The organism is Microbacterium sp., from assembly GCF_011620665.1.
Lineage (GTDB): Bacteria > Actinomycetota > Actinomycetes > Actinomycetales > Microbacteriaceae > Microbacterium.
Genome location: NZ_WOYQ01000040.1, coordinates 8,068 through 19,540, shown reverse-complemented (window position 1 = coordinate 19,540; position 11,473 = coordinate 8,068). Strand labels below are relative to the sequence as shown.

The 11,473-nt window shown below is 68.3% G+C and carries 11 protein-coding genes; 3 read left to right on the top strand and 8 right to left on the bottom strand.

The window, feature by feature from the left end:
* A partial coding sequence (locus QZV81_RS05545; protein WP_292833995.1) for an ATP-binding cassette domain-containing protein occupies window positions 1-681 on the top strand: 681 nt, incomplete at its 5' end.
* Complete coding sequence (gene cydC / locus QZV81_RS05540) at window positions 678-2,339, top strand: thiol reductant ABC exporter subunit CydC (protein WP_292833992.1); 1,662 nt, start codon at window positions 678-680, stop codon at window positions 2,337-2,339. The genes QZV81_RS05545 and cydC, both read left to right, overlap by 4 nt.
* 5 nt (window positions 2,340-2,344) lie before the next feature.
* Here cydC and QZV81_RS05535 read toward each other — a convergent pair whose 3' ends face one another.
* From QZV81_RS05535 to QZV81_RS05515, 5 genes are all read right to left on the bottom strand, one after another.
* A complete protein-coding gene (locus QZV81_RS05535) occupies window positions 2,345-2,533 on the bottom strand; it encodes a hypothetical protein (RefSeq protein WP_292834052.1) in 189 nt (62 codons plus the stop codon).
* 140 nt (window positions 2,534-2,673) lie between these two features.
* Window positions 2,674-3,942 (bottom strand): multidrug effflux MFS transporter, encoded by a 1,269-nt coding sequence (locus QZV81_RS05530; RefSeq protein WP_292834049.1) that lies wholly within the window; start codon window positions 3,940-3,942, stop codon window positions 2,674-2,676.
* Between the two features lie 4 nt (window positions 3,943-3,946).
* Window positions 3,947-4,918, bottom strand: coding sequence for a carbohydrate ABC transporter permease (locus QZV81_RS05525; protein WP_292833988.1), 972 nt, complete (start codon window positions 4,916-4,918; stop codon window positions 3,947-3,949).
* Window positions 4,915-6,264 carry a sugar ABC transporter permease gene (locus QZV81_RS05520; RefSeq protein ID WP_292833986.1) on the bottom strand — a complete coding sequence of 450 codons (1,350 nt, stop codon included), beginning with the start codon at window positions 6,262-6,264 and terminating at the stop codon, window positions 4,915-4,917. The genes QZV81_RS05525 and QZV81_RS05520 overlap by 4 nt, the downstream gene beginning before the upstream one ends.
* Before the next feature lie 159 nt (window positions 6,265-6,423).
* Window positions 6,424-7,761, bottom strand: a complete 1,338-nt coding sequence (locus QZV81_RS05515; protein WP_292833983.1) for an extracellular solute-binding protein — start codon at window positions 7,759-7,761, stop codon at window positions 6,424-6,426.
* A 244-nt stretch (window positions 7,762-8,005) separates the two neighbouring features.
* Here QZV81_RS05515 and QZV81_RS05510 point away from each other — a divergent pair, with 244 nt between their 5' ends.
* On the top strand, window positions 8,006-9,016 hold the full coding sequence (locus tag QZV81_RS05510; protein WP_292833980.1) for a LacI family DNA-binding transcriptional regulator: 1,011 nt from the start codon (window positions 8,006-8,008) through the stop codon (window positions 9,014-9,016).
* Window positions 9,017-9,072: 56 nt separating this feature from the next.
* On the opposite strand, the gene rplL is transcribed toward QZV81_RS05510, so the two are convergent.
* The 3 genes from rplL to QZV81_RS05495 all read right to left on the bottom strand — a co-directional run bounded on the left by rplL (window position 9,073) and on the right by QZV81_RS05495 (window position 11,347).
* Window positions 9,073-9,456, bottom strand: coding sequence for a 50S ribosomal protein L7/L12 (rplL, locus tag QZV81_RS05505; protein ID WP_292833977.1), 384 nt, complete (start codon window positions 9,454-9,456; stop codon window positions 9,073-9,075).
* A 49-nt stretch (window positions 9,457-9,505) separates the two neighbouring features.
* On the bottom strand, window positions 9,506-9,994 hold the full coding sequence (gene rplJ / locus QZV81_RS05500; protein ID WP_292833974.1) for a 50S ribosomal protein L10: 489 nt from the start codon (window positions 9,992-9,994) through the stop codon (window positions 9,506-9,508).
* Window positions 9,995-10,321: 327 nt separating this feature from the next.
* A complete protein-coding gene (locus QZV81_RS05495) occupies window positions 10,322-11,347 on the bottom strand; it encodes a hypothetical protein (RefSeq protein WP_292833971.1) in 1,026 nt (341 codons plus the stop codon).
* Between the last annotated feature and the right edge of the window lie 126 nt (window positions 11,348-11,473).

Below are 11,473 nucleotides of genomic sequence, written 5' to 3'. Positions count from 1 at the left end.
CCCCGCGATGCGCCGGCGCCCCCGCCCGCCGGCGGCGCGCTGGAGCTTCGGGGTGTGCGCGTGCATCGCGGCGACCGCACCCTCCCGCCGGTGTCGTTCCGCGCGGCGCCCGGGACCGTCACCCTCATCGAGGGACCGAGCGGCGCCGGCAAGTCGAGCCTGCTGGCCGCGCTCCGCGGAGCCGCGAGCTTCGACGGCACGATCACGCTCGGCGGGGCGGACGCGCTCGCCCGCCCGCCCGCAACCTGGTTCGCGTGGGCGGGGCAGGATGCCGGCCTGATCGCCGGCAGCATCTCCGCCAATGTCACCCTCGGCGACCTGACCCCCGACACCGCTCTGGTCGCCCGGAGTCTCGAGCGGGCGTGCGCCGCAGATCTCGACTCAGGCCAAGAGCTCGGGGTTCAGGGCGCGGGGCTTTCCGGTGGGCAGGCGCAGCGGGTGGCGGTGGCCCGCGCGTTCTATCGTCGCGAGCGCGGATGGGGCGCGGTCGTCGCGCTGGATGAACCCAGCGCGGCGCTCGACGAGCGGACCGAATCCGCACTGTGGTCCTCGATCCGCGAGGTCGCCGCCGGCGGCGCCGTCGTGCTCCTCGTCTCGCACCGCACATCGGCGAGGGCCATCGCCGACCGGGTCATCCCCCTTGCGCCCTCCCCCGTCCATCCGTCCGAGGTGCGCGTATGACCGCCGGCGAGGTGCTCCGCGGGGCGATGCCCCCCGCGCGGCGGTTCTGGCCGGGCGCGGCGGCGGGCTTCCTGTCGGAAGCATCCGCGGTCGCGCTCCTCGCCGTCAGCGCCTGGCTGATCGTGCGTGCGTCCGAACAGCCCGCCGTGATGTACATCTCGATGGCGGTGGTGGGGGTACGCGCATTCGCGCTCAGCCGGGCTGCTTTCCGCTACGTCGAGCGCCTCGCGAGCCACGATGCGGCGCTCCGCCAGCTCGCCGCGACCCGCAGCGATCTCGTGCGGCGCCTGATCCCACTCGCGCCCGATGGACTCACCCGCACGAGCCGCGGCTCGATCCTCGGGTCGCTCGTGGACGACGTCGATGAGCTGCAGAATCTGCCGCTGCGCGTCGTGCAGCCACTGGTCGGCTCGGCCGCGGTCGCCGGCGGGGCCGTCATCCTGGTCGCACTCATCCACCCGCCCGCCGCGCTGACGCTCCTGGCCTGCCTCGTCGTGGCCGCACTCGTCGCCGCGGGATGGGGCTGGGCGGCCGGCGGACGATCCGAGCGCGCCATCGCTCCCCTGCGCGGGCGCCTGGCCGACGCCGTGCTCGACCACCTCGGCAGTTTCGACGTCCTGGTCGCCTGCGGCGCGGAGGAGGCCAGCCGAGCCCGTATCGCCGCCGCCGATGCGGACGTGCGCCGCGCGGTCGTCCGCCGCGCGGTGGCCCAGGCCGGCGCAACCGCGCTGGTTTCTCTGCTCGCGGGCATCGCATCGGTGCTCGCGGTGCTGGTCGCCACCCCTGCCGTGACCATGGGCCAGCTCGCCGGACCGGCGCTGGCTGTCGTCGTCCTCGTCCCGATGGCCGTGTTCGATGTCTTCACCTCCGTGCCGCTGGCGGCATCGTCCTGGCGTCAAGTGCGGTCGGCGGCCGCACGCATCGCCGCCGCGACGCCCGAAACCGTCCCGGCGGAGCTGGTGCGCGACCAAGGGGCCCCGACCGGAACCGGCCCCGCGCTGGGCGAGGGACTCCGCCTGCGCGAGATCGAGGCGACCTGGCCAGGCGCCTCCGCTCCCGCGCTCCAGCGTGTCGACCTCGATGTCGCCCCGGGTGAGCGTCTGCTCGTCGTCGGCTCCAGCGGTGCCGGCAAGAGCACCCTCGCGCATGTCCTCGTCCGGTTCCTCGACGTCACCGGCGCCTACACGATCGGCGGAGTCGACGTGAGAGATCTGGCAGCAGACGACGTCCGGCGCACCGTCGGCCTGTGCGAGCAGCGTCCCATGCTCTTCGACGAAGACATCCGTCAGAACCTCCTCTTCGCTCGGGACGACGCGACCGATGCCGACCTCGAGCACGTGCTCCAGCGAGTGGGTCTCGGGCCCTGGCTGCGCGAGCGCGGGGGGCTCGACGCGCGGGTCGGCGAGCGCGGCGCGCTCGTGTCGGGCGGGCAGGCGCAGCGCATCGCGCTCGCGCGTGCGCTGCTGCACGGGTTCCCGGTGCTGGTGCTCGACGAGCCCACCGCGGGGGTGGATCCGGCGGCATCCGATGCGCTGCTGACCGACCTGCTTTCGGCTGTGGGCGCCGACCAGGCCGTGGTGCTCATCTCGCACGTCACCGTGCCGGCGACGCTCATCGACCGTGTCGTGCATCTCGAGGCGGGGCGCTTCGTGGGCTGACCGGCTCAGCCCCGCGCGCTCAGTGTGCCATTCGGATCGGCGTCGGTTCGGCGCCGGCCCGTGCCGAAGATCCCACGGATCACACCGGTGAGAATCGTCCGGGTGCCTCTGGCTCCCAGCGCATCCTCGAGCGGAACGTGCTCCCCGAGGCCCTGCAGCGTGCGGGTCTTGCCGGTTCCGCTCGCGCTCGCGATGAGTCCGTGCCGGTTTACCCTCGCAACCGAAATGCGGATCCGGGCGCGGGACGGAATCGGGGGTCACGAGCGCCGCCGTCGAGCGGGCCGGTGGATACCGCGGCGATCGGTTGCAGCAACGCCGCACCGCACACGAAGGCTCAGGGAGCGAGGCGCCCGGCTGTCCGCGGCCTCACGATCAGCCACAGCGCCAGCACACCGATCGCGGCACATCCGACCATGACCGAGGCCATCGTCGTGGCGGTGATGCCGGCATCCCTCGCGATCCATCCGACGACGGGCGAGATCAGTCCGGCGACACCGAAGTTGCAGGCACCGAGAACGGATGCCGCCGTCCCGGCCGCCTTTCCGTGCCGATCGAGGGCGAGCACCTGCACGCACGGAAACGTGAACCCGCACGCGGTCATGAAGAAGAACAGCGGCACCACGGTGCCCCAGAGGCCGAGCCCCAGCTGGTCGGTGAGGATGATCGCGACCGCCGCGACGAACAGGGCCGCGGTCGAGAAGGCGAGCATCCACGGGGGCCCGAACCGTGCGGCCAGTCGCGAAGCGGTCTGCACACCGACGACGACGCCGATCGAGTTCACCGCGAACAGCACTCCATACTCCTGGGCATTGAGCCCGTGGGTCACCTGGAAGAGGAATGACGAGGCCGACAGGTACGAGAACAGCCCGCTGAAGGTCATCGCGCCGATGATCAGCACACCGATGAAGACCCGGTCGCGGAAGACGCTCTGGTAGCGCTGCAACACGGTGGTCGCTCCGCGATCGTGCCGGCGCGCCCGGGGCAAAGTCTCGGGAAGGAGAGCGATCGCCGAGATCAGCATGACCGCGCCGTAGACCGCGAGTACGACGAAGATCCCCCGCCACGACATGACCGAGAGCAGGGCTGAGCCGATCAGCGGAGCGATCACGGGGGCGACACCCGACACGAGGGCAAGGCGGCTGAGCATGACCACCAGGCGACGGCCGCCGAACAGATCGCGCACGATCGCCATCGCGACCACGCCGCCGGCCGCGGCACCCATGCCCATCGCGACGCGGGCGCCGCTCAGCAGCTCGAGACTCGGCGCGAGCGCCGCGGCGAAGCTCGCCAGCACGTGCAGCGCCGTCACCGACAGCAATGGGATGCGGCGGCCGACTTTGTCGCTGAGCGGCCCCACGATGAGCTGGCCCAGGGCGAAGCCGATCATCGTGCCGGTGAGGGTGAGCTGGATCGCGGCCGCGCTCGTGCGGAAGTCCTCTTGCAGCACCGGGAACGCGGGCAGGTACAGATCGATCGTGAACGGACCGAGAGCCGTCAGCGCGCCGAGCAGGATGATGTAGACCGTGCGACGCGGAGTCGAGATCGCGTCACCGGGGTGCAGGGCGACCGCGGCTGTCGACGGGTCCGCGCCGAGCGCGCGGATCGCTTCAGCCCTTCGTGGCGCCCGCGAGCAGGCCTCGGACGAAGAAGCGCTGGAGCGCGAAGAACACGATCAACGGCACGAGGATCGAGATGAAGGTGCCGGCTGCCTGCAGGAACCACTGGCTGCCCCAGGTTCCCGACAGGGAGTTGAGGGACTGCGTCAACGGCAGCGACGACGACGGCGCGAAGATCGTCGCCACGAGCAGGTCGTTCCACACCCAGATGAACTCCAGCACCGCGAACGAGGCGAGCGCGGGCGCCGCGAGCGGCAGGATCAGCCGGAAGAAGATCTGGCCGTGACCGGCGCCGTCCACCCGTGCGGCTTCGATGATCTCGTGCGGGATCTCGGAGATGAAGTTGTGCAGCAGGAAGATCGCGAGCGGCATGGCGAAGATCGTGTGCGCGATCCAGACCGTCGCGAACGAGTGCTCGATCCCGCGCAGATCGAAGCCGGGGAAGATCATGACTTCGTTGATCGTCAGGCCGCGCGAGAACAGGCTCAGCAACGGCACCAGCGCCATCTGCAGTGGAACGATCTGCAGCGCGAAGATGAAGATGAAAAAGAAGTTCCGGCCCTTGAAGTCGATCCAGGCGAAGGCGTAGGCGATCAGGGATGCGATCGCCAGGGCGAACATCACGACCGGGATCGTGATGGCCAGCGAGTTCAGGAACGACGCGCCGAGGGTGAGCGCCGTGCCCCCCGATGTGAGCGCCAGCCCGTAGTTCTCGAGCGTGAAGCTCGGATCGACGAAGACGGTCCACCAGCCGGTCGACTGGGTGTCGCTGCCCGGGCGGAAGGACGTGACGAACAGGCCGAACGTCGGGATCGTCCACACGAAGGCGATCGCGATCGCCGCGATCGTCGCGCCCCGCGACGTCAGACGCTTGCGCGCCATCGCTTCGTGGCGACGCGTATCGCGCTCCACCTGACGGGCCGAGCGACCGTCGACGACAGGCTCGATTGCTTCGATGGTCATCGGATCTCCCTCTGCTTCCGAAGCTGATAGACGTTGAAGATGATCAACGGCATGACGAACAGGAACAGCACGACCGCGAGCGCCGCGGAGTGCCCGTAGCTCTGGAATCGCTGCTGCTGATTGACCATTTCGAAGGCCAGCACGGTCGTGTTCGCGCGACCGCCGGTCATGACCGCGACGACGTCGTAGACCTTGAGGGCGCCGATCGCGATCGTCGTGAACACGACGATCAGCGAAGACCGGATTCCCGGCACCGTCACGTTCACGAATCGCTGCCACGCGTTCGTGCCATCCAGCTGTGCCGCCTCGATCTGCTCGGCGGGCACCGCCTTGATCGCCGCGGAGAGGATCATCATCGCCAGACCCGTCTGGCTCCAGATGAAGACGACGAGCAGCAGGAACGTATTGATCAGCGGCTGCGCATCGAGCCACGACACCGGCTCCGCACCGAAAGCGGTGACGACGGCGTTCAGGATGCCGACCTGGTCGCCCTGCCGGTAGTCATAGACGAACTTCCAGATGATGCCCGCGCCGACGAACGAGATCGCGAACGGCATGAAGATCAAGACCTTCAGGTACTTCTCTCCGCGCGCCCGATCGATGAAGACGGCGTACGCCAGGCCGATGACCGTCGCGAAGGTCGGCGCCAACAGCACCCAGATCAGCGTGTTGATGACCGACCAGAACCCCTCGGGGTTTGTGAACACCCACTGGTAGTTCTCCAGGGCGACGAACTCTTCGCCCGTCTTATCGAAGAACGACTGGATGACCGTGGCGATCGCCGGGTAGATGAGTCCGATCAGCAGCAGGATCGAGGCCGGCGCGGCGAACAGGATGAGCTGGAAGAGGTATCCCGCACCCTGCCGCGATCGATAATCGGCGTAGAAGAGCACCGCTCCCAGCAGGATCGCGATGCCGATCACCCAGACCACCGCGTTCTCGTACGGCCGCAGCATCATGAACGCCAGCGCCGGGATCGCGAAGCAGGCGACGAGGCGGAGCCAGAAGTAGAAGCGCCCCGCGCGCGGCGCGTACTCGATCAGCAGCAGGAGGAGGCCGACCACTGCGCCGAAGACGACCAGGATGATCGGGATCTGGACGACGGGGTTGAGGCTGCCGAGCCAGGTGAAGAAGCTGTTGAGCGAGAAGCCGAGCGAGACCGGTCGGGCGTCCTCGACGGGTGCCCGCGTGATCATGAAGAGGAAGAGTGCGACGACCAGGATCAGGCCGATCGCGACGATCGTCCCCGTCCTGGTGCGCCCTCCGGCAGGTGTGCCGGCGTTCGGAGACGGCGTACCTGCCGGACGAGCCACAGGCGGGGCCGCGGTGTCAGTGATGTCGGACATGGAAACCCTTTCGAGTACGACAGCGGACTCTGTGGATCATCGTGGCCTACCTTCGCGTGGGCGGCAAGGCCGGTGAGTCGTCTGTGGGCGATGAGCGAGACGGACGGGGCTACTCCCTTCGGAGCAGCCCCGTCCGCTTCGGTCAGTCTTCGAGAACGGTCAGTTCTCGTAGCCGGCCTGGATGTCGCTGAGCACCTCGTCGGTGGGCTTGCCGTCGATCCAGTTGACCATGCCCTTCCAGAACGATCCCGATCCGACGGTCGCCGGCATGAGATCGGACGCATCGAAGCGGAGCGTCGTGGTCGGGTCCTGCAGCACCTGCATCGCCTCGGTCAGGAAGTCGCTGGAGGCCAGCGTCGGGTCTGCACCCTTGTTGGCCGAAATGACACCGCCGAGCGAGACGCGCGCGTCGGCCCATTCGGGGGTCGTCATGTACTCCACGACCTTCTGCACGGCATCCGAGTCGGAGAACGCCGCGACGAACTCGCCGCCGCCCTCGACCGAGAGCTCGTCCGCGGTGACGCCGGGAAGGATGAAGGCGTAGACGTCGCCGTCGGGCGCGATCGTCGGCGTCTCGCCGGCCGCATTGGTCACCGTGAGGAAGTTGGCCGACAGGAACGACGCCTGGTGGGTCATCGCGCATGTGCCGTCGGCGACCTTGGACGCGACATCGGCGAACGCTGTCGAGTTGATGCTCTTGACGTCACCGAATCCGGCGTTGACGTAGGCAGGGTTCAAGAGGATCTCACCGACCGCGTCGAACGCGTCCTTGATGGGCTGATCGGTGAACGCGACGTCGCCCGCGACCCACTGGTCGTAGACCTCGGGACCGGACTGGCGCAGGACGAGGTCCTCGATCCAGTCGGTGCCCGGCCAGCCCGACGCTGCATCCGAGGCGAAGCCGGCACACCACGGGGCTGCGCCGGTCGTCTCTTGAATCGTCTTGGTCAGAGTGAGCAGCTCGTCCCACGTCTTCGGGACCTCGACGCCCCACTCGTCGAACTGCGCCGGCGAGTACCAGACGTAGCCCTTGAGGTTGGCGAGCATCGGGGCCGCATAGAACGTGTCGTCGAACGTGCCATAGGACTTCCAGTCGGCGCCCCAGTATTCGTCGACGTTCTCGCTCGTGGTATCGGATGCCGGCAGCACCTCTTCCGTCTCCACAAGTGTCTTCAAGAGACCGGGCTGCGGCACGATCGCGATGTCGGGAGCGTCACCGCCGGCCACCTTCGTGACGATGTTGCCCTCGAAGCTCTTGTCACCCGTATAGACGACCTCGATGCCGGTGTCTTCCGTGAATTTCGCGAACGATTCGTTCAACGCGTCCGCCTCGGTGCCCGTGATGCCACCGGAGATGCGGACGGTTTCCCCGGCACCGCCGGAACTGTCGGGGCTCGCCGCCCCTTCGGCGCATCCGGCCAGAGCAAGCGTGGCGATTGTGACCACTCCCAGGCCCAGGAAGATCCGGGGCCGAGCGGCCGACCGAAGTCCATTCATGCTGTTGTCTCCTCTTCGAGTCACGCGCGCGGGAAGAGCGCGCCGATCGGTTCGCGATCTCGGGAACCGGTTCCAGCCAACGCTATCCGAGCGACCGCCGAAGGCACAATCCGAGAAGTATCACAACCCGATAACATCGAATCGCCGTCCGGGGGTGAGGAATGGTACCGCTCCCACAATCTGCAACCGGTTCCACAGATCGTGACGATCCGCTAGTGTGCTGTCACACTCGAGGAGGAGCACGATGGCAGGGATCGCTGAGGTGGCAGCGCGCGCCGGTGTGTCCAAAGCCACGGCCAGCCGTGCGCTCAGCGGCGGCGGCTATGTGTCGGACGCCACGCGCGAGATCGTTCGCGCCGCCGCGGCTGATCTCGGCTACGTGCCCTCAGCCGGCGCAGTCGGCCTCGCGACGGGGAAGACGCAGAACATCGGCGTCGTCATGCCCTACGTCAACCGGTGGTTCTTCGCGGAGGTTCTGGAAGGCATCCAGCAGTCCCTGCTGACACTCGGACTGGATCTCACCCTCTACGAGGCCAAACCGGGCACCGAGGGTCGCGTCCGCATCTTCGATGACTTCCTGGCGCGAAAGCGATTCGACGGCCTGATCGCCGTGGGACTGGACCCCGCCGACCACGAGCTGGATCAGCTCACTCAGATCGGTCGTCCGATCGTGAGCGTCGTCGGCGCCGGGGACCAGACGAGCGTCGTCGCCGTCGATGACGACTCGGCCGCGCGCCGAGCGACGCAGCACCTCATCACGCTCGGTCACACCGACATCGCGTTCCTCGGCGGGGGCGACCGCGCCGGGACGCAGTGGGCACACGTCGACCAGCAGCGCCTCGCGGGCTACCGCCATGCCATGGACGAAGCGGGGCTGGCCGCGTACGAACGGCACATCGCGTCGGACGTGACTCTTCCCGGGGGCTATGCCGTCGCCGCAGACCTGCTCGGGGACTCGCGGGAACGCCCGACGGCGATCGTCGCGGTGTGCGACGAGGTCGCGATAGGAGCGATCATCGCGGCGCGGCGCCTCGGCATCCTGGTGCCGTCGGCACTCAGCATCGTCGGCATCGACGACCACGAGTTCGCCGAGATGTTCTCACTGACGACCCTCCAGCAGATTCCGCGCGAGCAGGGCGCCGCCGCCGTGCGCCTCTTGCTCGCCGAGATCGCCGATCCGACGCGTCCACGCGCCCGCGAGGTCATACACGCGCGCATGATCGTGCGCGCCTCGACCGCCGTACCGCGGGCCTGACATGATGAAGGCCCCCGGCGGGAGCCGTGGGCCTTCATCATGTCGCGTGAGCGAGATTACTTCAGAGTGACGGTCGCGCCGGCCTCTTCGAGCGCGGCCTTGGCCTTCTCGGCGGTTTCCTTGTTCGCGCCCTCGAGCACGGCCTTGGGGGCACCGTCGACGACGGCCTTGGCCTCGCCGAGACCCAGCGAGGTGAGCTCGCGAACGGTCTTGATGACCTGGATCTTCTTCTCTCCGGCAGCCTCGAGGATGACGTCGAACGAGTCCTTCTCCTCCTCGACCTCGGCGGCACCTGCGCCGCCCGCGGCGCCGGCGACGGCGACGGGAGCAGCGGCGGTGACCTCGAACTTCTCCTCGAAGGCCTTGACGAAGTCGTTGAGCTCGACGAGCGTCAGGTCGGCGAACTGGTCGAGCAGCTCCTCGGTGGTGAGCTTAGCCATGATGTATCTCCTAGATTGATGGGGTTGTAGGGGTGAGAACGCCGGTCGCTTACGCGGCCTGAGCGGTCTCGAGCTTTTCGCGAAGCGCGTCGATGGTCGCGGCAGCCTTGCCCATCGTCGCCTTCATCATGCCCGCCGCCTTCGCCAGCAGAACCTCACGGCTCTCGAGCGAGGCGTACTTGTTGACCTCGTCGGCGGTGAGGGTGTTCCCCTCGAACACGCCGCCCTTGATCACCAGAAGCGGGTTGGCCTTGGCGAAGTCACGAAGAGCCTTCGCGGTGGCGACGAAGTCACCATGCACGAATGCGACGGCGGACGGCCCCTTGAGGTCATCATCCAGCGCAGAGATACCCGCCTTGTTGGCGGCGATCTTGGTCAGCGTGTTCTTCACCACGGCGTAGTCGGCGTCCTGACGGATGCTGTTTCGCAGCTGCTTGAGCTGGGCAACCGTCAGACCGCGGTACTCGGTCAGCAGTACGGCGTTCGAGTTCTCGAAGTTCTTCGTGAGCTCGGCGACCGATGCATCCTTCTGCGCCATGGTCACTCCTTGTAGATGAGAGACGCCCCGCGGCGGCGGGACGACAGCCGCAACCGCCCCCCATATACGAGAAGGCTCCCGCATGCGAAAAAGCTCCGGCGCATGCGCACGGAGCTTCGATCCGGTTTCCCGGGAGTCTGTCTGTACACCTGCGCGGGCCCCTGCAGTGCAGAGTTTCATCGGCATCCGCTTTCGCGCACACCGAGACCAGCGGTCTTTGGCTTCCTCCCACTCTACCGCGTGCGCCCCGTCCCCCCAAATCGCGCGTCCCCCGTCCCCCGTCCGCCGCGTCACGCCGAGCGCGCTGGTTCGCGCCCAATGTTCCGGCTACTGCCCGTACAGCAACGGCCGTGTGGGGAGCAACAGGCGCGCTCGGCGCTCAGGGATCGCGACGTGGAAGTCCCGCAGGCGGGCGGCGAGCGCAGCGGGAGTCGCCGAGTGCGGGGTTCCGCCGCGCAGCACGCGCCGGCCCGTCACACCGCGCACCCAATCCTCGCGATGCTTCTCAGCGAGAAGCACCTGTTCGAGCGTCTTTCCCGACCGCATCGCCTCGTCGGTGTACTTCGTCTCGCCGTCGCACTCGTAGAAGGCATCCGCTTCGTCGATCGCGATGTCCATCCAGTACGCGCCGCGCTCGGGCGCAGCGACCGGCACCTGCAGCCGCGGTTGGCGAAACCCGAGACGCCGCAACTGCAGTTTCGTCGTGATCTCGAGCGGCTGCTGCGAGCGACCATCGGCGACGCCGAGCAGCATCCGGGCATGACGGATGCCGCGGACAGCGCCGGCGCCGTCGAGCCGCGCGGTCAAGCCGCCGAGCCACTGGGCGGCGGCATCCTCATCGTAGCGACGGGGGTCGCCGCCGATCCGCGCCAGTGCGGTATCGACGCCGACCAGAGCCACCTCCGCGCTCGTGAGCCGGGCGAGGTCATATGCAGTGCGCGGAATCGAGGTGCAGAGGATGCCGTCCACGCCGACGACGTCTGCATCCTCAAGCCACGCTCGGTGACGGACGACGTCACCCTCCGAACGCCGGGCGGCATCTGGATGGACCGTGTGCACACGTTCGGCCCGCACGCGGTACAGGGCGAGTCCGTGCAGCGCAGCAGCCGATGTCAGGGCGAACACGAGCGGAACCCGCGCACTGTCATTGACCGCGACGACGTGAACGAGGTGGCGGGACTCCGGCCAGAGCTCCGACCAGTCCGCACCCGCCATATACCAGCCGCGCCGGACCCGGTGCAGCTCACCCGCCGCCACGGCGCGTTCGATTCCGCGCGCCGTGAACCCCTCGACGATGAGATCGTCGCGACTGCGGAGCAGGCGACGCACGGTGGCGATGTCGACGTGGCGCATTCCCTCAGGGTGCCCGCCGCCTCCTCGACACGGGCCCGGCGGGCCCCCATCTGAGGAGAACTCTGCTGTCCCGCGCCCTGTGGAGGAGGCGCAACCCGGCGTCCATTCCGCACCGGGTGCGCCGGT